The sequence below is a fragment of the Ruegeria sp. AP7 genome (assembly GCF_056539905.1).
Map to the genome: position 1 here is coordinate 1 of NZ_JBQFVT010000007.1, position 19402 is coordinate 19402.

At 53.5% G+C, this 19402-nt stretch carries 19 protein-coding genes and 1 pseudogene; 6 read left to right on the forward strand and 14 right to left on the reverse strand.

The features are described from left to right. Window positions 1–289 precede the first annotated feature (289 nt). From ACR0KN_RS13605 to ACR0KN_RS13630, 6 genes are read right to left on the reverse strand one after another with little or no spacing between them, the layout of a single operon-like run. A complete protein-coding gene (locus tag ACR0KN_RS13605) occupies window positions 290–1066 on the reverse strand; it encodes an SDR family NAD(P)-dependent oxidoreductase (RefSeq protein WP_480654236.1) in 777 nt (258 codons plus the stop codon). Window positions 1067–1083: 17 nt separating this feature from the next. Then, complete coding sequence (locus tag ACR0KN_RS13610) at window positions 1084–1842, reverse strand: SDR family oxidoreductase (protein WP_170776144.1); 759 nt, start codon at window positions 1840–1842, stop codon at window positions 1084–1086. A 35-nt stretch (window positions 1843–1877) separates the two neighbouring features. Then, entirely contained in the window at window positions 1878–2693 is an 816-nt protein-coding gene (locus ACR0KN_RS13615) for an ABC transporter permease (RefSeq protein WP_170776138.1), read from the reverse strand. A 9-nt stretch (window positions 2694–2702) separates the two neighbouring features. Beyond that, window positions 2703–3554 carry an ABC transporter permease gene (locus ACR0KN_RS13620; RefSeq protein ID WP_170477870.1) on the reverse strand — a complete coding sequence of 284 codons (852 nt, stop codon included), beginning with the start codon at window positions 3552–3554 and terminating at the stop codon, window positions 2703–2705. 27 nt (window positions 3555–3581) lie between these two features. Then, window positions 3582–4745: an ABC transporter substrate-binding protein gene (locus ACR0KN_RS13625; protein WP_480654239.1), complete on the reverse strand. Its 1164-nt coding sequence runs from the start codon at window positions 4743–4745 to the stop codon at window positions 3582–3584. A gap of 31 nt (window positions 4746–4776) precedes the next feature. Further along, window positions 4777–5907 carry an ABC transporter ATP-binding protein gene (locus ACR0KN_RS13630; RefSeq protein ID WP_170477876.1) on the reverse strand — a complete coding sequence of 377 codons (1131 nt, stop codon included), beginning with the start codon at window positions 5905–5907 and terminating at the stop codon, window positions 4777–4779. A gap of 117 nt (window positions 5908–6024) precedes the next feature. Between ACR0KN_RS13630 and ACR0KN_RS13635 the strand changes: the two genes are divergently transcribed. Then, on the forward strand, window positions 6025–6819 hold the full coding sequence (locus ACR0KN_RS13635) for a helix-turn-helix transcriptional regulator (RefSeq protein ID WP_170477879.1): 795 nt from the start codon (window positions 6025–6027) through the stop codon (window positions 6817–6819). Window positions 6820–7108: 289 nt separating this feature from the next. On the opposite strand, the gene ACR0KN_RS13640 is transcribed toward ACR0KN_RS13635, so the two are convergent. The 5 genes from ACR0KN_RS13640 to ACR0KN_RS13660 form a co-directional block, all read right to left on the reverse strand. Then, window positions 7109–8026, reverse strand: a complete 918-nt coding sequence (locus tag ACR0KN_RS13640) for a dihydrodipicolinate synthase family protein (RefSeq protein WP_480654242.1) — start codon at window positions 8024–8026, stop codon at window positions 7109–7111. Next, window positions 8019–8699 (reverse strand): aspartate/glutamate racemase family protein, encoded by a 681-nt coding sequence (locus ACR0KN_RS13645; protein ID WP_480654244.1) that lies wholly within the window; start codon window positions 8697–8699, stop codon window positions 8019–8021. The genes ACR0KN_RS13640 and ACR0KN_RS13645 overlap by 8 nt, the downstream gene beginning before the upstream one ends. Then, on the reverse strand, window positions 8696–9085 hold the full coding sequence (locus ACR0KN_RS13650; protein ID WP_170477889.1) for a VOC family protein: 390 nt from the start codon (window positions 9083–9085) through the stop codon (window positions 8696–8698). Before ACR0KN_RS13650 ends, ACR0KN_RS13645 begins: the two co-directional genes overlap by 4 nt. Further along, window positions 9082–10506, reverse strand: coding sequence for a dihydropyrimidinase (hydA, locus tag ACR0KN_RS13655; RefSeq protein ID WP_480654247.1), 1425 nt, complete (start codon window positions 10504–10506; stop codon window positions 9082–9084). Before hydA ends, ACR0KN_RS13650 begins: the two co-directional genes overlap by 4 nt. A 442-nt stretch (window positions 10507–10948) precedes the next feature. Then, a complete protein-coding gene (locus tag ACR0KN_RS13660; protein WP_480654249.1) occupies window positions 10949–11506 on the reverse strand; it encodes a hypothetical protein in 558 nt (185 codons plus the stop codon). 90 nt (window positions 11507–11596) lie between these two features. Between ACR0KN_RS13660 and ACR0KN_RS13665 the strand changes: the two genes are divergently transcribed. From ACR0KN_RS13665 to ACR0KN_RS13680, 4 genes and pseudogenes are all read left to right on the forward strand, one after another. After that, window positions 11597–12163 (forward strand): Crp/Fnr family transcriptional regulator, encoded by a 567-nt coding sequence (locus tag ACR0KN_RS13665; protein ID WP_480654251.1) that lies wholly within the window; start codon window positions 11597–11599, stop codon window positions 12161–12163. A gap of 287 nt (window positions 12164–12450) precedes the next feature. Beyond that, window positions 12451–13200 (forward strand): hypothetical protein, encoded by a 750-nt coding sequence (locus tag ACR0KN_RS13670; protein WP_480654253.1) that lies wholly within the window; start codon window positions 12451–12453, stop codon window positions 13198–13200. A gap of 221 nt (window positions 13201–13421) precedes the next feature. After that, window positions 13422–13832: a DUF6841 family protein gene (locus ACR0KN_RS13675; protein ID WP_170776125.1), complete on the forward strand. Its 411-nt coding sequence runs from the start codon at window positions 13422–13424 to the stop codon at window positions 13830–13832. A gap of 260 nt (window positions 13833–14092) precedes the next feature. Beyond that, a pseudogene (locus ACR0KN_RS13680) lies at window positions 14093–14761 on the forward strand (IS6 family transposase). 121 nt (window positions 14762–14882) lie between these two features. Here ACR0KN_RS13680 and ACR0KN_RS13685 read toward each other — a convergent pair. The 3 genes from ACR0KN_RS13685 to ACR0KN_RS13695 all read right to left on the reverse strand — a co-directional run bounded on the left by ACR0KN_RS13685 (window position 14883) and on the right by ACR0KN_RS13695 (window position 17807). Next, the gene (locus tag ACR0KN_RS13685) at window positions 14883–16148 is read right to left on the reverse strand and encodes a flavin monoamine oxidase family protein (protein WP_480654255.1); all 1266 of its coding nucleotides are present in this window, start codon (window positions 16146–16148) and stop codon (window positions 14883–14885) included. A gap of 127 nt (window positions 16149–16275) precedes the next feature. Then, on the reverse strand, window positions 16276–16539 hold the full coding sequence (locus ACR0KN_RS13690) for a hypothetical protein (protein WP_480654257.1): 264 nt from the start codon (window positions 16537–16539) through the stop codon (window positions 16276–16278). Further along, window positions 16536–17807, reverse strand: a complete 1272-nt coding sequence (locus tag ACR0KN_RS13695; protein WP_480654259.1) for an aromatic ring-hydroxylating oxygenase subunit alpha — start codon at window positions 17805–17807, stop codon at window positions 16536–16538. The genes ACR0KN_RS13690 and ACR0KN_RS13695 overlap by 4 nt, the downstream gene beginning before the upstream one ends. Window positions 17808–18215: 408 nt before the next feature. Between ACR0KN_RS13695 and ACR0KN_RS13700 the strand changes: the two genes are divergently transcribed. After that, window positions 18216–19325: an extracellular solute-binding protein gene (locus ACR0KN_RS13700; RefSeq protein ID WP_480654261.1), complete on the forward strand. Its 1110-nt coding sequence runs from the start codon at window positions 18216–18218 to the stop codon at window positions 19323–19325. The last annotated feature ends 77 nt before the right edge of the window (window positions 19326–19402 follow it).

Consider the following 19402-nt stretch of genomic DNA (forward strand, 5'->3'; position numbering starts at 1 on the left):
GAACTCAATGAAAGGCCGAGAATGACCTTGAATTACTTCTCACCGGCAGAGAAGTTCGAAGAGTGTGTTGCGGCGATCGGTTGAATCGGCAGCCCTAAGCGGACGTTCGTCAGATCGGTCATTAGTTTGCTGCGTTCTCTTGCCTTGGGGTGAATTAGTGAGCTCAAATTCGAATGATCTCTTAGCGAGGTTTGGTAAATGGCTGGTCGTTCTCCGGCAGTCACGTCACTTGGTGTAATACGGAATGTTCTTCAACTACCGTTCACGGGCCGCACACAAAACTATTCGTTTAACCCTTCGCGTGCCAGCCGTTATCAACATAGGTAGCAGTTCCATTGATGAAACTTGCGTCATCTGAAGCAAGAAAGACCACGGTCCTGGCCACTTCTTCCGGGTAGCAAATTCGCCCTTGCGTTGCAGCCATTCCGCTCTCCTCCCATGCCTGCCCAGCGGCGTCGAGTTCGGCAATTTCCTTCAGCCCATGGGCTGTTTCAACAAATCCAGGACAGATCGCGTTGCAGCGTATTCCGGCGTCTAGATACTCGGTGGAGATCGTGCGGGATAATTGCAGGACGGCGGCTTTGGACATGCAGTAAACGGACTCCAGCGCGTAACCTAACTCGGCCGCGATCGACGAAGTAATGATTATTGAACCACCGCCATTGCCTGCCATCTCTTTGACGGCGCGTCTGCACACAAGAAAGGCTGATTTCACATTCAGGTCCATCAACCAGTCGTATTCTTCTTCCGATGTCTCATGCAGTGATTTTACAATGATCGAGCCTGCATGGTTGAACAGCACGTTGTAAGGGCCAAACTCGGCCACGCTGGCTTCAAAGGCGGCATCGATGTCATCGACTTTGGTGACGTCGCAGTGGAAGTAGCCGGCTTTGCCGCCCTGATCGCGGATCATCTGAACCGTTTTCTGTCCTTCTTCATCGTTGATGTCAAAGATCGAAACAGTTGCCCCTTCTTGTGCGAACAATAGCGCCGTTGCGCGCCCCATGCCCAATGCTCCGCCGGTGATAACGGCGGTCTTTCCTTCCAATCTGGCGTGCTTAGCCATCAAACCCTACCTCCTTGTCAGATACACTCGCCACCGTCGATCACAAGCGCATGACCGGTCATGAAGGTTGACATGTCCGAGGCCAAAAACACGACCGCATCGGCGATTTCGCCGGATTGCGCCCACCGCCCCATGGGAATGCTATTGGCGATATAGCTTTCCAGCGCGGTCCGACCGCCCATCTGGATTTCAAAGCCAGCATTGAAGGGCGTGTCGACCCAACCGGGGCAAAGTGCATTGAACCGGACATTGTCCTTGGCATAGTCCGCAGCCATCTGGCGTACCATAGCCACAACTGCGTGCTTCGTGGTGGCATAAGCAATCATTTCGCGGTCGTACTGCACACCTGAATTGGACGACGTGATGATGACGCTGCCGCCGCCCTGGGAACGCATTTGCCCAACCACCGTCCGCGCCGCCACGAAATGCGACCGTACGTTCAACCGCCAGCTTTCATCCATGCCTTCGGGGCTCACCTGTTCCAGCGTACCCTCAACCTGAATGCCCGCGTGTGAATGCAGTATATCCAGTCGGCCAAACTTCTTGATTGTTTTACCAAGTGCGTCGACCACGGCGGTGTCATCCGTCATGTCCAGAGCAATACTTTCGGCGCTCCCACCGTTCTCTGCTATTGCTTGAGCGGTGGCCTCGGCCAGTTCACCGACAAGATCGGTTGCAACAACATGCGCTCCGCAGTCGGCCATGGACATGGCGCTTGCTTTTCCGATACCAGAACCCGCCCCGGTCACAAAGGCTATGCGCCCCGCAAGCGAGATCTTGTCAGTTTGTTTTTTCCTAAGCTTTACAGCTGTCATTTTTTCTTATCTCCCCTCCGTAGAAGGATTTGGGCTGTGACCAAAAGGACCAATGACGCCGCCAATACCATTGTGCCGATGGCGTTGATCTCTGGCGTGACCCCACGGCGGATTGACGAAAACACGTATATTGGAAGCGTTGTTTCGGACCCTGCGACAAAGAACGCGATAATGAAGTCGTCAAAGCTGAACGTAAAACTCAACAGGAATCCGGCCAAAATCGCGGGAAAAATCATAGGCAAAGTGACCTGTCTGAAAGTGCCGAATGGCGTGGCATAAAGGTCCGAAGATGCCTCGGTCAGGGTGGCGTCCATGCCGGAAAGCCTTGCACGAACAATAATCACGACAAGGGCCATCGTGAACATGGTGTGCGCAGCAATCAGGGATCCCATACCCATGTTGAGCTTTGGTGGTTCGACCTCTTCGGGCCATATGGCCGCGATACCCGGGTTCACGAAGTCGAAAATAGTGACAAGGGCAATCAGCGTCGCGATGCCAATGACGATGCCGGGGATCATGATCGCCACGTAGATCAACCCGTCAAAGGCCGCGCGCATCGGCCCGCGGATACCCTGCAAACCTACGGCCGCCATTGTCCCGAACAATGAGGCAAGTGTAGCAGAAACAAGTGCAACGATAAGGCTTGTTTCCAGCGCGTCCATAACAAACGGGTTGTTCAGCGCCTTGCCATACCATTGTGTGGATAAACCTTGCAACTGGCTGGCATGGCGCCCTGCATTGAAGCTGAACAGCGCAATGACCCCGATCGGGATATAGAGGAAGAGATAAACGCATAGAGCATAAAGTCGCATCCTACCCCCCTACATCAACGATACGTCTTCACGTTGGGTATTCAGCCGCGATATCAGCCGCATGTAGATCGTCACCGAGATCAACATGATGAATACCAACGTGGCCGCCACCGCCGAGCCATAAGCCCAGTTGCGTGATTGCAGGAACAGATCGACCAGTGCATTGCCCACGAAGAACACTTTACCGCCACCCAGCAGTGCAGGGATCAGGAACTCTCCCATCAAGAGTATGAACACCAGCAAACACCCCGTGGCAACGCCCGGTACCGACAGGGGCAGAGTGACCTGCAGGAAGGTTCGTGCCGGTGTTGCGCCGAGGTCCGAGGACGCTTCGAGCAGGCGCTTGTCCAGCCGGTCGAGGCTGACAAAGATCGGAAAGACCATAAGCGGCAGGTAGCCATAGATAATGCCGATCAGGACGGCAAAAGGAGTGTTAATGAGGCGCGGCTTCCCTATCCCAAAAAGGTCGATCAATTCCGGAATGCCGCGGCCACCTAAAAGGAAGATCCACGCGTAACTACGGATCAGGATCGAGGTCCAGAACGGAACGATCACCAGAACCAGAAGGATGGTTTTCCATTTCGGGTCCGCTTTGACAGCCAGGAAATAGGCAAGCGGATAGGCTATGAGCAAGGCGGCGATTGTGCCGACCGGAGCCAGCACCATTGTGTTTTTGAACGCGGTCCAGCGCGCCGGAAGATTGGCGTATTGCTCCAGCGTCAGGGCCGGAACATAGCCCCCTGCCGGTCCACGTTCACCGAAGCTGAAGATGAGAACAACCGTCAGCGGCACCACCAACATCACCAAGAACCATGTCCCGGCCGGGGCCAGCAAAAGCCAGTTGCGTGTTCTCGCAGTCATGTCGTTCTCGTCTCCGGCAGTCGATTTTTAGGCAGATTTGAACCGGGCCATCAGTTCGGCGCGATTGGGATCTGTCAGCGTCACGGCTGCGCCGAACTCAAGCGCGTCCAGAAGTTCCTGAGCTGGATAAAGGATTGGATCGTTCTGCAACTCCTCAGGCAGCATGGAAGTCGATTTCGCATCTGCCGTCGGATACCCGTGTGCCAGCACTTCCCTAACGTTCACTTCGGGATCCAACAGGTAGTTGATCAGAGCGTACGCTGCATCCATGTGAGGTGCGCCTTTCGGGATGGCGTAGTAGTCGCTCCACAACTCGCCACCTTCCTTGCCGAGTATATACATGATCTCAGGCATGTCGGTGTTCAGCTGTTTCCCATCCCCAGACCAAGCCATGGCAAGCGTCGCGTCGCCGCTGCGCATAGACGGTTGAATATCCGACGAAATCGCAAACAGGTGCGGCTTAGCTTCGATCAATAGCTTTTCGGCATCGGCCAGTTCTTTCTCGTCGACCGAATTGAAGGAATAGCCAAAGTACTTCAGCGCGTTGCCAATCGTCGTCAGCTGATAATCGTGCACGATCGTACCGCCCGACAGATCGCCCATTGTCAAATCAAAAAACTCTTTCCAAGTCGACGGCGTCGGCGCACCGTTGAGTTGATCGGTATTGGCGACAAACCCAGTCGAGCCCCAGTTTTTTGGGACAGCATAGAGCTTGCCATCGACCGAGCCTGCCTCGGCATAACGCGGGTCATAGGCCGACGGGTCGTAGTTAGGCAACCGCGACGTATCAAGCGGTTCGATAAGGTCTTCGCTGACATAGGTGGTGATGGTGTAATTGGTCGGCACGTACACGTCCCAGCCTGTCGCTCCAGCTTGAAGCTTGGCCAACATCTCTTCGTTCGAACCAAAAACGTTAACCTGAACATTGGCACCCGTGGCTTCGGTAAAGGCATCAAAGTTCGCGGTATCGTGGTAGTTCGGCCAGGTGGCCAGAACCACACGATCCCCAATGTCACCGGCAGCCCAGACCGGAACTGGTCGCAGGCCGGGCACAGCCGAACCAAGCACAGCCGTCGCCGCCCCCAATCCCGTCACACCGAGAAAGTGTCGACGTGTAACCGAACCGCGCTTGTAGCGGTACAGCTCTTCCATGAATTTCTTCTTCGAGATGTGATCCGGTGATTTTGTCATGAGTATTCCCCTGTTGGTTGGATCCGTTAGGTTAGTCTCCTGAAAGGATGAGCGCTCCGCTGGCGTTCCATGACGCGTAAAGCTGTTCATCCACTTTGAACGATCCCTCGTTCAACTCTGACTGGCGAGGCGACAGCACCAGGAACTCTCCCAACGTGTCATGCCTAACCAGGTATTCGGTATGCTCTCCCAGAAAGATGCGGTTGAGGACTTTGACGGCGAGGTCCGTTTCCGCCTGAAAAGATCTGCTGAGGTGAATTTGTTCGGGCCTGACGCTAAGGCCGATAGCTTGCCCAACGTTCAGATCGAACGGGTTCTGCCCTGCAACGGTCTGGCCGGTCATTAACTGAACACCGGCTTGCTGGTTGCTTACGGCAGTAACAGTGGCTTCGAAAATGTTGGTTGTTCCAACAAACCCGGCCACATACCTGTTTGCCGGACGATCATAGAGATCCTGCGGGCTGCCTACCTGCTCGATCCGGCCATCGCGCATTATGCAGATCCTGTCGCTCATCGACAGCGCTTCTTCCTGATCGTGGGTGACCAGAACAAACGTAATGCCAAGACGGCGCTGGATATTCTGCAGTTCGATCTGCATTTCCTTGCGCAACTTTCTGTCCAGCGCTGCAAGAGGTTCATCAAGCAACAGAAGCTTGGGTTCGTTCACAATCGCACGGGCTAGGGCGACACGTTGCTGCTGACCACCGGACATTTCCCAGATCCGGCGCGCCTCGTACCCTTCGAGTCGTACAATTTCCAATGCTTTGCTGACCTTCTGCGCGATCGTAGCCTTGGGTAGCCTCGGGCGTCTTTGTTTCAGGCCATACCCTATGTTCTGGGCGACGGTCAGGTGCGGAAACAGAGCGTAATGCTGAAACACCATGTTGACCGGACGCAGATGAGCATCAAGCGAGTTTACGACCTCTCCGTCCAGCAAGACTTCGCCTTCGGACGGGCTTTCGAACCCCGCCAGCATTCGCAACGCTGTTGTCTTGCCACATCCGGACGGCCCCAGAAAGGACAGGAACTCTCCTTCTGCGATCTTCAGGTTGAGATCATTGGCCGCCAACACGTCCCCAAACCTTTTGGACACGCTGCGAAGTTCAGCGACAGTGCCTGTTGCCGGTTTGTCCGTTTGCTGGCTATATTCACCAATCGCCATTTTTTCGGGACATATCCTCATTTTTGAAATACCACTTGAATCATCCAAACGGTAAAAAGATTGCCGATTCTTGTATATATCACGAATGTGGTACTCTATTTTTAATAGGAGGCAGCCGTGACAGATTGGTTGACCGAAGCTGGCGCAATCATTGCTGCTATTGGAACAGAGGATTTTTCCCAAACCCTTTCAGATTCCCTTCAGGAAATCAGTGGGTTCGACTATACAGTCATTTTCGGTTATCTCGGATCAGCCCGCCCGATCGACCTATTTGACGATTTCCCAAAATCGAAACGGAAGATCATGGTCGAGGACTATCAGGAAGGTCCCTATCTTCTGGATCCGTTTTACCTTGCAAGTGCAAACTCGATTGATCCGGGTTTGTACCGGTTACGTGATCTGGCGCCTGATCGGTTCTATCAGGGTGAGTATTTTCGAAACTACTATGTTCAGACCGGCTTGGCTGAGGAAATTTGCTATGTTGTTGACCTTCCTGACGAGGCAACAGTCTGTGTTTCCTTGATGCGGGCAGATAAAGCATTTAGCGCCAAAGACTTCCGGGAGCTGGGAAAAGCATGGCCGGTGGTCAGTGAAGCCTGCAGGCACCACTGGAACAGTTTGGCTGGTGAGTTCGGACAGAACCCGGCAAACACGCGTCGCAAGGGGAGGGTGCTGAATGTGGAAGAGGCATTTGAAAAGTTTGATGAAGGTCTTCTGACGCCTCGCGAAAAGGAGGTTGTCGAATTTACCCTCAAGGGTCATTCTGCAGACGCTGTAGGCCGAATACTCAGTATTACTCCAGGAACGGTTCGTATCCACCGTCGGAACATATATTCCAAGCTTAGGATAAGGTCTCAGGGGGAATTGTTCTCAAGATTCATCGATGCCCTATTGGGACCGGAGCAAACTTAAAACTATGAGAAATCAGAATTTTGGCAATACTTAGAAACCGATCCGCCTTTACTAGGTGAACAGTTGGCTCTGCTCAGCTGCGAATGACAAGTTTGTCCGCATTGCAGACATTGGGCGTAATTAACTGAATGTCTGCACCGAGCCCAAGGCGACTGAAACGGTAAGCGATGCATTGGTCGCTGAGTGCCGGACAGCTGACCTTCGCTGCGCGGCGCACATACGACCGCTTTGCGGACAGCCTACTTCCCACGTCCACTATATCCCCGCCAAGGTTTCGTTGAATTCCGCTCTACAGCCCAAGTTCTGCCAGGCGTTTTTCCTGACGCACGGTAAGGACATCGATTTCGGTTATCGCCGCGGCGGTCAGACCTGCCCCCGGTTTGCGCAGCGTCGGATGGGCGATAATCCCCTGGCGAGCCAGAGAATACTTCCTGATAGCAAGCCCCATGCCGGGCTGTGATTCATACCGGATCATCGGCATGTAGGCATCAAAGATATCACGTGCGCGGTCAAGCTTGTCTGCGAGGAAGGCGTCAAGTACCTGGCGCATCATTTCGGGGTATCCAAATCCCGTCATCGCGCCATCCGCGCCGCGGATCATTTCTTCCAGCAGAAACATCCCGCCGTTCCCACACAGGATAGAAATGCGGCGCCCGCAAGCGTCGGACGCTTTTCGAAGCGCGCTAATCTTTTCCAAGCCGGGCCAATCTTCGTGTTTGAGCATAACGCAAGTCGGGCAATCTTCAACGATCCGAAGGATCACCGAAGGCGAAATTTGAACACCGGTCGCCAATGGAAAATCCTGCAGGACAAACGGGATATCGCCCAGCGCATCTGCGGCACTGTGGAAATAATTTGTAATTTGCGCATCTGTCTGGAGCCCCATTGGCGGGGCGACCATCACACCGTCTGCTCCAGCCTCCATTGCCTCGTTGCTCAGTGCCGTTATCGCCGCAAAGCCGGACGCCGACACTCCAACGATCACCGGCACCTGGCAACGTGCGGTGACGCGTCGAACGACCGCCACGGATTCCTCGGCGGACAGCTTGCCCGCCTCGCCCATCATGCCCAGGATTGTCAGGCCGTCGGCGCCCTTTTCGATATAGGCGTCGACCATCCGGTCGATACTGTCGAAATCCAGCGTGCCGTCTGGCAGAAACGGGGTGGCGGCGATGGTAAAGACGCCTTTTGCGGTTTCATCAAGCATGGTCAGTACTTTGTGGTTTGTGTGAAAGGTCCAATTGGATTTGTCCCAACGCCATGCTAACGGCGGCCTGGGTGGGTTCGACAACGGGCAGGCCGGTCGCCTCCTGCAGTGGTTCGCGATAGCTGGCCATTCCCGCGCATCCCATGATCAGGACGTTCGCGCCATCATCGTCGCGCAGTCGTCTACCAGTGGCAATCATCGCATCAAGGCTTGTGTGGGGGTTGGCAAGGTCCGCCACCCCAAGACCCAGGGCACGATCCCCTGCCAGCCGATCCAGCACGCCCATTGCGCCAAAGGCCCTGAGGTGGCGTGGTATAGAGTGCGGTAGAATGGCGATCACACCAAACCGTTGTCCGAGGGTCAGCGCCGTCACGACCGCCGCTTCCTGAATGCCGATTACCGGAAGGTCTGTCTGATCGCGGAGAGCATGTAACCCAGGATCGCCGAAACAGGCAATCACATATCCGGCGGCATCGGTTTGCGCGGCGGCAAGTTCCAGCATCGGCGCGATGGTTAAATCCGCCTGACGCTGGCTTTCGATGCCCGATGGACCCTCGGCCAGGGTCAGACAACGAATGGGGATGCCAAAGCTGCGCAGAGGGGTGATGGCCCCGTCGATCCCGCCAGTGACCGTATGGGAGGAATTAGGGTTTATGACGATGAGCGTGCTCATGCGCCTTGCCGGATAGCTGACTGGATCTCGATTTGATAGCCCTCGGGGTCGTTGAACACGAACGCGCGAATGCCGATCTCATCATTGACGAATAGCTTTGACAGGTTGTCCAGCCTCTTGGCGAGGGCGTAGTCATACCAGCCGTCCACATCCGGCACCCGAATGCATAGCTGCACGGGCTTGACTGCGGCCCATTTGTTCATGCCCTCGGCCTCATCCACCAGTCCGACATGGGCGCCGGGACAGATTTGATAGATCTTGCACCAACCTTGATCAATCGCCAGCGTCAAGCCTAAGACGTCCTCGTAAAACCGCATCGCGGCGGGCAAATCACGGTAGTAAAAGAATGTGATAGCCAGTTGATTGGCGGCGTCTGGTCTGCTCATGCGGGTGCGCCTTCTTGTTTGGTCGGTTGAGTAGCAAGGACAGGCCGGTCGATCCATTGCCCACTTCCTGGGATGCCGAAGAACTCACCGCTTTTCACAAGTGTTCGCCCACGCAGAATGACCTGATCCGGCCAGCCGTTCACGCTGAAACCTTTCCAAGGGTTGTAACCAACATTGTCATGCAGATCATTCTCGCCATAAGTAACGGTCTTATCCGGGTCCCATATCACGATATCCGCATCCATGCCCTCTGCGATGCGGCCTTTTCTTTGCAGACCATAAAGCCGGGCAGGAGCGTGCGAGGTGAGTTCGGCAAAACCTTCAGGCCCGCCGCGCCCCTTGGACACCATAGCGTCGAACATCAGTGGGAGCCGCGTTTCCAGCCCTGGCAATCCGTTGGCGATCTGATGGAACCCTGCTTCAGGTCCAGCGGCCAGCTTGCCCGTTTCGTCAAAACGGTAGGGGGCGTGATCCGAAGACACCAAGGCCAGCGTTCCGTCCTGCAGGGAATGCCAAAGTGCCTCTTGATCCGTGACATTACGTTGTGGTGGCGAGCACATCCACTTGGCGCCGTCCAATCCGGGACGATCCAACACTTCTTCTGTCATGAATAGATAATGCGGGCAGGTTTCGGCCCATACGGGCGCACCCCGGTCCTTCGCGACGCGCACCGCCTTCGCGCCTTCGCTCGTCGAAATGTGAAACAGCATCACCGGTTGATCAAGGTATTCGGAAAAACGGCAAATCCGTTCAACCGCCTCGATTTCGGCCATTCTGGGACGGGACCGGGCGTGATCGCGCGGGGTGGTGTGACCAGCACTTATCAGCGCCTCTTTGGCCTGCGTTATGATCGCGTCATTTTCGGCATGAACGCAGACCAGCGCGCCTGCCTCGCGCGCCAGACGGAAGATTTTCAAGAGCTCGGTGTCATGCAGTTGGATATTGTACGTAGTGAACACTTTCAGCGACCGGTGGCCCGCACCGATCAGATCGGCGAAATCACGCTCGAACTTGGGAACCGAGATATCGGTCAGAGTGATATGAAAGGCATAGTCAATCATCGCGCCCCGCGCGGCGCGCGCCGCATAATCCGCGACCGTGTCGGCCAATACCTGACCGCTTGCTTGGGCGGCGAAGGAAATGACGCTGGTTGTTCCCCCTATTGCCGCTGACCTGGTCGCGGTTTCGAAAGTGTCCGCGTTCCATTGACCCATGCCAGAAATCTGCTCGATATGCGCGTGCGGGTCGACACCGCCGGGCATCACCAGTTTGCCTTTGGCCGAGATGTGGGTCTTCGCGTCCAAAACTGGCTTTCCGACTGATACAATCTCACCATCCGCCACGGCCAAATCGCCCTCGATCACCCCGTCAGGAGTAACCAGTCGACCATCATGAATCACAAAGTCTATGCCGTGGGACATCTGTTCCTGCCATTTTACCAACGCCTAAGGGGTAGCATGCACCAAATCTCCGGGGCTACAAAGCGCCACAGACACTGCCAAAGCGCTTCCATAGGTGGCGGACGCGTGAGGCGGGCACGCCTGCGCGTGCCTATTTCTCACCAACCAGTTTGGCGCTACACAAAAGTTTTGCACATTGCGTGGTGGCATGAACTACGGGCGCCCTTTTGTGTTAGGGTTGCGGGAGTATCTCGTGTACAGGACATTCATAGCAAACCAGATTGAACCATCGCAGTGAACGGCAGCTATGACGGGCCGCGCTGCGGTGACGTTCACTCCAGTCCGATGGCAGCTAAGAGCCGGAGGCGCCAACTGGCCATAATGTCGCAAAGGTCGGGAAAGTCCACACAGCAGACGTTCGCCCAAACTCTACGAGCGTCCTCCTCCAGTCCGAAGCCGACGTTCAACTGACCTTTGGTCGTTTACGTATTCTCCGTATAGCGAACTCGGCCAGAGCAGTTAGCAAGGTGGTAAACACAATCGTCGAAAAGATAGACTTGCTCACCGACGCCAAACTTGCCGCTGTAACCAGTGCTTCGGGAACGCCAAGACCGGTATTTAGCATCCAGACGATCAACCCATTCTCAGCATAGTCCGCGATTGCCGCAAGATAAGCTACAGCGGCAACGACTCGATACCATCGAGCAGTCGAGCCAAAGGATTGCGACAACCAATAAAGCGAGCTGGCGCTCGAAATCGCCAATAGAGCCGGGTACACCGTGTCCAGCGGAATTTGCATGGTAAGATAAACTCGTCGTCCTTCTTCTCCGAGTGCGGAAATGAGTGCCAGGGCATCAGCGTAGGAATAGCCGTTTGGTCGCATGTCGAATGCCCTTACCCCGGTGATCCGTTCAATATCTGCAAGCGAACCGAAGACCATAAGAAAGTAGACGAGCATCGCGGCGCACCAGAACAGCAGGATTCGGGAACCATGATGTGGGTAGGGATGTGAGTTATTCATAGATTTTCTCCAACATTGACGATGCTGGACTATCAGTGCGTGGCCGGTTCAAGCATTATCATTTGATAACGTGAGTTAGGGGCGCATGGAGTGGAAATTCATCTGAAAACCATCGAAGAATTCATGACGGAACTCCCGGACAAAGATCGGGAGACACTGGTAAATGCATTAGAAATACGTAACTGGCCAATCGGAACTTACATGTCGAGCCAAGGTCAGCGAGACGAGAATGAGTATTTCCTACTCAGAGGACGTGCGCGAAGCGTAGTCACCGATGCCGAGGGTACGGAGGTAACCCTGAACCTGTACGCCGCTCCAATGGTGATAACGCCCAACATGGCCAGAACGTCAGGTGGATGTTCGTTGGTGGATATTGAGATTTTGGATGACGCCGTTGCTGCGACAATGCCAGCTGCGCAGTTGATGGACCTAATGGTGAATTTCGAAGGCATACGCGAATGGGGTAATAACTTAATGCGCGAGGAGTTGGCCCGCAAAGTCGGACGCGAGTGGTGCCTTGCAGCATTGAGCGCGCGGCAACGTTTAGAGTGGTATCGAAAGGTACACCCCGGGCATGAAGCGCTGTTTGCCCATTTCCACATTGCTTCATACCTGGGAATGACGCCCGTCACATTGAGCAGAGCTCGTAACAGGTGATTTCAGTCAAATATTCTTAGGCGAAGGCGGTCGTAGTTCGAAACCATTCACTTGCTAGGCAATGGAGGTTTTGTCCGCAAAGCGGTTGCTCATGCCGAGTACAGCGAATGAGCGCTGGGAGCCCTTAGCCGCCGTTCCGCCTTGCCGAGAGTTTAAACCGAGGCAATACGTCGTGAAACGATTAAAAAATTCGAGCTCTGCTTTGAAAGCCTATTGTGCTTTTGATCTGATCTTACGGTCACTGCGTATCAAAAATGTATACGTCGAGTTATTGTTGGGATGGCATTTTGATTGGCAACAAGCGAAGCTTTGGTAGCAAAATGGGGGAAGAGTTAATCGCCATTATTCTTGGCAGCGCTCCAGACGCAATGCGAGCGGTTACTTGGCCGAAACGAGACGAGTGCAAAATTGTCAGCATAAACAATGCATGGAGAATTCGGGATGACTGGGACTACAGTGTGTATCCTGATGACTTTCCCACACAGTATCGACCTGACCGGAAGAGTCACGCCCAGAGGCTGATTGACTCATCAATTTATGTCCCGGCAAACAATCAGTTTGGCGGCGTTGTATATGCTGGTGCGACAATGGCATTCACGGCTGGATATTGGGCTCTCAGCGCCCTGAAACCTACAGTCCTAGCCTACTTGGGCTGTGACATGGTCTACACGGGACGAAACACGCATTTCTATGGGCAAGGCAAACCTGATCCTCTTCGTGAAGACATTACTTTGTTATCTTTGGAAGCCAAATCGGCAAGGCTTATGACGATCGCTGCCCAACAGCACTGCGCGTGCGTCAATATCTCGGAAGAATTGGAAAGTCGTCTGCTTTTCCCAAGAGTTAGCCACACGGCGCTAAGCGGTGATTTGCCGCTAACCAACTATAGCGCGGAACTTTCCCGCAAAGCCCTGAACCTGGAAAACGAGGCTGGTTACTTGATCCAAGATGGTAAGTATTGGGAGCACTACGCCTCCATTGATCAAGACGTACTGGCGCAAATAGACCGACTGTGGCTGTCTGCCGTGGGAGTGTAATCGAGTCGTCAGTTGCCCTTTTGGCGAAGTGAATTTTGATTTTTCGATGTTAGCTTACGGAATGGGCAACTAGGCAGCCAGTCGGCGTCGCGCCCGCATTGGGCAGTTGTGTCCGCAATGCAGTCACTCACGAAATTTCGGCGAACGACCGTACCTAGCCCATTTTGACGGATGCTACGTTCCTCTGTAATGTCCGCTTCAGGTAACTGGAGCGCTCAGACATGTCGCAATTGCACCAGCCCCAAAAAGAAATTGAAGAGCTTTTTGGCAAATATCTGATTGCTTGGAATGGGCGTGATTTCCAAGGTGTCGCTCATTGCTTCTCCAAACCTGCGTTCTATGCACTACCGGATATGGACATAGCCATTTCAGACCATGATGCCTTTGTGGAACTGCTTCAAAAGGTTTTTGCTGGTTTGGAGGCGGATGGATTTAGCCACACGGTAGTAGGTGAGGTAACTGCCAGAGCGTGTGCTGAAAAAATGGCAATAGTCGATGTAAAATCATTGGCTCGTCTTAGAAAAGACGGATCGATAATCGAAGTGATAGATGGGCACTACGTTGCAAGACGATCCGGTGAAAACTGGAAGTTTACAGCTGCTGTTGTCTGCGCTCCTGGGTGGGAAGCCTAACTGGCAAGTTCGGTCAATTTGAAAAAGCGAATCTCGCAGGTGATTTTGTTTGCAGCCGCAAAGTCCGTTTACCTGTTGAAGTTTCCATTGAGCCAGACAATTGGACCTCGGAAATACGTTGTTCGTTAAGGATGCAGCGAATGTCTGCTTCGAGCCCAAAAAAGTCATTCAGCTAGGACGCGGCGAAGGTCCACTTTGAGCCCGGTCTTGTCAGAAGAACTTTGCTTGAGCGGGGCAGGGGGCTTTCGTAGCTTTTGCCCATGACCAATCCTGCCTCTTTCAAGTATTTCAAAACCAGTCCTGAGATCATCCGCCTTGCGGTGATGCTGTACATCCGCTTCCCGCTCTCTCTCCGGAATGTCGAAGATTTGTTGCACGAGCGAGGCATCGACGTGAGCCACGAAACCGTCCGATATTGGTGGAACAGGTTTGGCCCGATGTTTGCTGCCGAGATCAGACGTAAGCGTGTTCAGCAACTGCGCGCATTCTCCAAATGGAAGTGGCACTACCTCTGGCGGGCCGTTGGTCATGACGGCGAGGTGCTGGAAGCCATTGTCACCAAACGCCGAAACAAAGCTGCAGCACTGAAATTCCTCAAGAAATTGATGAAGCGATACGGTAAAGCGGAAACCGTCGTCACGGATCGCTTCGGATCGTACCGGGCCGCTCTCAGAGAGCTTGGCGCTACCGAAAAACAACAGACGGGCAAGTGGCTCAACAACCGCGTCGAGAATTTGCACCTGCCGTTTCGACGACGCGAACGCTCGATGCAGCGTTTCAGGCGCATGCGAAGTCTATAGAAGTTCGCCTCCGTCCATTCCTCTGTCTACAACCACTTCAACCAGAAAAGATCGCTAGCCAGTTGAGACACCTTCAAGCTGACCCGCGCCGCCGCTCTTAGCGAGTGGCGTCAGCTTTGTTCCGGATAGCTTACCCTGAATTGGCCGCGGAGCATGCGAAAGATGAACTTGGCCTTGTGACTTATAGTCAAAGGTTCATTCGAAATTCTAAGATTGTTCCACTTGCTGGAGCAAGTTGATTGCTAGTTGTTCAGCGCAACTGCGCCAATACATCTTCCGCGGCCCTTAATCCTTCTAAGTGGGCTCCACTGACCGAGCATTGTTGTTTGGGATGCGTCGCTTCACCGGCGAAATGCACCCACTCGGCATGAGGCCGGCGTAGGACAGCGCGCTGGTTGTGGCCTCCTGGCTTGGCTCCAGCGTAAGAACCAAGCACATAAGGTTCATTCCGCCAGGCGGTTGCGTATCCTCTGATGAAGTTCTTTCTGATGGCCGTACCAAAGAAGCCAACCAGAGTCTCGAGCCCGTGTTCTATGGCACTTTCTGGTCCTGCTTTCTGCAAGTCTTTAGAAAAGCTTCCAGAGCTTTCAAAGCTGGTTAGGCCGGTGTTTGAGATGTTGCAAAGAAAACCGCCACCGCGGGCTACCCCATTGGCGTCGGGTTTTAAGTGGTATGTCAGCCAAGTATCGGCTTGCACTGGCAAAGCTCCGCGGCGGAAAAGGAGGCCAGCGTGATTGTAGTCTCCCATGGTGATAAGCTCGAGCGCTGAGAGCCGGTCGGATTCGAGCGGGGGATCAAAGCGGATGATGTCTTCGGCTAGGACCCCGACGGAAACTGTTACGACTACGCTTCGAGCTTTGATCTTGCCAGTTGCCGTAGTTATTTGCACGCCATCAGTGAGAGATTTTACTTCTGTGACTGGAGTGGCCAGTTTAATTGGCAGCCCCTGCGCAGTGCACGCAACGAGGTGTCCGAAGCCTTCGCGGCAAAACCAATCGTCGCCACCCTCCCAGGCACTGATGTCTCGCAGCGAAGTATCCGGCAAATCTCTCGCAAGCGACAACGCAAATGTCATGGCTGCAGTAAATGACCAATGCCCCTTGTTCTGCCAAATGTCTGCCAGGGACCGGTCTGTTGGAATTTCAGTGCTTGCCTCAGTTTCTGCATCGAGGCGCGCCGCTTCGTTTATCGCACTATGAATTTCATCGACTTCGTCCCAAAGAACGGCATCATCCTCTAAGCCATAAGTCCTCGCGTTGTCCGGGGCCGCATAGAGATCAAGACCAAGTGCGAGACCGGGGGCTTTCAGAGCGTTTACATGTTCGGTGTGCATCCAGTGCGCCCCCATGTCGAACGGTACACCAAAGATTTTCGTATCCGTGTGTGTGCGCCCTCCAACGCGGTTGGATGCCTCAACACAGACAACCGAGAGACCTGCCGATTTGAGGGCTTGAGTAGCCGCGATTCCCGCAGCCCCGGCACCAACGACAACGACGTCAAAGTCATGAGCACTCAATGATTTCGCTCCAACAAATAAAGTGACCTGAAGGACAATTTCCAGAGTGAGCTTTCGCTTCTTCGGCTTCGTGAGACCTTACAGGAATCTGAATTGTCCAATAATTTTGGCATTTGCGCAGAAGCAGTCATGCGTCGGTGCTTGCGCTCAAATCGCAAACAAATTGTGGAATTGAAACGCCCTCGTATCTAGCCAGATCGAGCGGATCTTCCGTGTCAAACTTGCTGCATCTTCGGTAAACTTCCAGCATCTCGGCAGAAAGCTTGCCGTTTTTAAAAAAATACATGGCTGCAGCATACCTTGTAGCGCCAGAGCCAGACGTTCCGATAGTCGTTGTCAGGTACTGCCTTTGAGTTTCTGCTTCCTCCACTTTGAATATACCTTTAGTCACGATTTCGGCTCAGCGGACATCGCATCATTCAACGCGACAACTTCATCTTCTCCTGGCGCTAATTCAGAGCTGTAGATTGGAAGAATTTTCCTGAGATGGTCATGATGGGAGCGCACGCCGTACTCGAGATCAGAAAGATAGAAGCCCTCGAACGCCTCTGAAGCCATGGCTTCGTTTGACCATATCGTAAGCTGAATATCTTCTTCCACTGTTTCTCGATCAATCCGGGCGGCAAGGTACCGCGCCGCTTTTTGTTGGCGGTCTTCGTTTGGGTTTCGGTATGTTGCGCTTCGAAGGATGGACTTTTCTGTCGTGACCGGAAATTCCTGATAAAACAGGGTTGTCTCAGGCGTGACCGCTATTACCGCATTCGGAAAAATGCCGTAGTAAAGCCAAGTTTTGTGCAAGTGCTCAGGTAGGTGAGGCTGTGGCTTTGTGAATTTCTTGTAGTTGCGAACGGCCCACCTACGGCCCTTCGTCGGAGTGAATTTTCCATCGGAGCGTGAGAGACCATCGACATATGGTTCGTCTGCATAAGTCGAGCCATATAAGTCTTGAAGGGCAGGGTGCGCGAGAGGGACATGATACCCTTCGTTGTCGACATCTCTGATTGATTTCCAGTTTACCGGAGTTTCCTCCGTCCATATCCCGTCCGTCGGAATATGTTCGGCCATTTTGTAGGCAGAGATTTCCTGTTCAATCGGGGCAAGAAGTTCCGCTACCGATGGCTGGGGGCCGGGCTTGAATCGGACAAAGACAAAACCCTGCCAGATTTCCATTTCGATTTCTTTCAGGCCAAACTCGTGCTTGTCTAGATCGGGGAAGGACTCCGGCCGGGCGGCGCCACGCAGTGTTCCATCAAGATTGTAAACCCAGCCGTGAAATGGGCAGACTAGAGCGTTTGCACATTTTCCTTGCTCTTTAGCGACCAGCCGAGAGCCGCGGTGACGACATACGTTTAGAAATGCGCGAATGTCCGAGTTACTGTCCTTCAAGATCAAGGCACGTTCACCGCACATGTCAAAACAAAGGAAGCTACCGGGTTCCGGAATATCCGAAATATGGCAGGCGATTTGCCAGTGAGTTTTGAAGAGTTCGCTCTTCTCGAGCTCAAGAAGAGCAGCGCTGTGGTAGCACCACCCGGGCAGCCCGCGCCGGTCCCAATTGGCGGGAATTTCGGTATTTCTGGCTTCGTCGCGCATCTGTGCAATCCGCTTGATTTTGACTTGGTCAGTCATTGTTTCAGCTGGGTGGGCGAGTTCAAGCATACAGTCTTGAATATTCAACTTGTTCAGCCACCCTTCAAGTAACTGTAGGTTTCGCTCAGTTTGGGTTGTGCGTCAACAATTTCTGACTGAATGATCATTCAGAAATAGATCTGAAATAAATCTCGAAGTCGATTTGGCATAGTGATTTTCAGCGTATTTGCATAAGTTTTGTTCAAATTTAACAGCTTGCGGGGATTTGATCAAAATCTTCCCGGCTGCGCTTGACAGCGAAGATTTCATCAGACTACCGTTCTGAATGACCAGTCAGATAAAAACATGACGGCTGGAGGAGGATGGGGCGCATAATGATCGCGCCCGCGACGCAGGGCGCGATCATTCGAAATAGTGTCTAGCAGACAAGGCAAGCGAAATTGCTGCAGCCACCACTCAGGGAGAGGAAGCGAAATCATGAGCTCAATCAGGAAAGTCGCCGGGATTACAGTTTTAGCAGTAACGGCTACTGCAATTTCGGGATCGGCAATCGCGCAAGAACGTGTGTTGAAGGTTACGAATTGGGGAGAGTACATCGCGGAAGACACAATTTCGAACTTCGAAAAAGAATACGGCATCAAGGTCATTTATGATCCGTATGACTCTGCCGAAGCAATTGATGCCAAGCTACTCGCGGGAAACAGCGGATATGATGTGGTTAGTCATGCCGGCAGTGATACGGCTCGTCTGATTAAGGCGGGAATTGTTGCACCGTTGGATATGTCGAAGCTGGACAATATCAAGCACATCGACCCGGCGATCATGGAGCAGTTGTCAAGTGAATGGGATCCAGGCAACCAACACTTCATCCCATATATGTGGGGAACGCACGGCGTCACATACAACGAAGAATTGGTGAAAGAGACGTATCCAGATGCCCCCATCGGCTCGATGGATATGGTTTTCGATCCTGTTCACATGAAAGAGCTGTCCAAGTGTGGCGTTTCATTCCTGGATTCCCCAGGCGACATCATTCCGATGGCTTTGGCGCATATGGGCCTGGATGCGAACTCCACAAACAAAGAAGACTATGAGAAAGTTGGGGAGATGCTGGCGGAAATCAGGCCATACATCAAAACCTTCGATAACTATGCTTATCAACGGATGCCTCAGAAAGAGTTCTGTGTCTCAACCACATGGGGCCCTGATGGTCTCCTTGCTATGTCCGGTGCAGCTGAAGCCGACACTGGAGTCGTTCTGGACTTCTTCCTGCCCGAAGGTGATCGCACAGCGCAGCTTTGGATTGATGGCTGGTTGATCCCGGAAGATGCTGCGAACAAAGAAGACGCTCATCTTTTCCTGAACTATATGATGCGTCCCGAGGTTGCAGCCAATGATAGTAACTTCACTTGGTATGCGACTGCCAACCTGACGGCCAAGCCGATGGTTGATGAGGCTGTCACCTCCAGCCCAGCCGCGTTCCCAACATCGGATCAGGTTGCGAAGATGTACACGACTGCCGTTCTTCCTCCCAAGGTTGAGCGCTTGCAGACACGTACCTGGACTGACTTTAAGGCCGGAAACTAATTCCACTCACACTAGCAAATGCAGTAGCGAACCTGACCGGTTCACTACTGCATCCCCTAATCCCGACTGGCAGACTA

Coding starts and splice junctions, on each gene's coding strand:
- ACR0KN_RS13695 (WP_480654259.1), bottom strand. CDS start 17,807: ATGCTTGAACTCGCCCACCCAGCTGAAACAATGACTGACCAAGTCAAA.
- hydA (WP_480654247.1), bottom strand. CDS start 10,506: ATGTCCCACGGCATAGACTTTGTGATTCATGATGGTCGACTGGTTACT.
- ACR0KN_RS13605 (WP_480654236.1), bottom strand. CDS start 1,066: ATGGCTAAGCACGCCAGATTGGAAGGAAAGACCGCCGTTATCACCGGC.
- ACR0KN_RS13660 (WP_480654249.1), bottom strand. CDS start 11,506: ATGAATAACTCACATCCCTACCCACATCATGGTTCCCGAATCCTGCTG.
- ACR0KN_RS13615 (WP_170776138.1), bottom strand. CDS start 2,693: ATGCGACTTTATGCTCTATGCGTTTATCTCTTCCTCTATATCCCGATC.
- ACR0KN_RS13675 (WP_170776125.1), top strand. CDS start 13,422: ATGTCGCAATTGCACCAGCCCCAAAAAGAAATTGAAGAGCTTTTTGGC.
- ACR0KN_RS13650 (WP_170477889.1), bottom strand. CDS start 9,085: ATGAGCAGACCAGACGCCGCCAATCAACTGGCTATCACATTCTTTTAC.
- ACR0KN_RS13620 (WP_170477870.1), bottom strand. CDS start 3,554: ATGACTGCGAGAACACGCAACTGGCTTTTGCTGGCCCCGGCCGGGACA.
- ACR0KN_RS13700 (WP_480654261.1), top strand. CDS start 18,216: ATGAGCTCAATCAGGAAAGTCGCCGGGATTACAGTTTTAGCAGTAACG.
- ACR0KN_RS13625 (WP_480654239.1), bottom strand. CDS start 4,745: ATGACAAAATCACCGGATCACATCTCGAAGAAGAAATTCATGGAAGAG.
- ACR0KN_RS13630 (WP_170477876.1), bottom strand. CDS start 5,907: ATGGCGATTGGTGAATATAGCCAGCAAACGGACAAACCGGCAACAGGC.
- ACR0KN_RS13640 (WP_480654242.1), bottom strand. CDS start 8,026: ATGCTTGATGAAACCGCAAAAGGCGTCTTTACCATCGCCGCCACCCCG.
- ACR0KN_RS13645 (WP_480654244.1), bottom strand. CDS start 8,699: ATGAGCACGCTCATCGTCATAAACCCTAATTCCTCCCATACGGTCACT.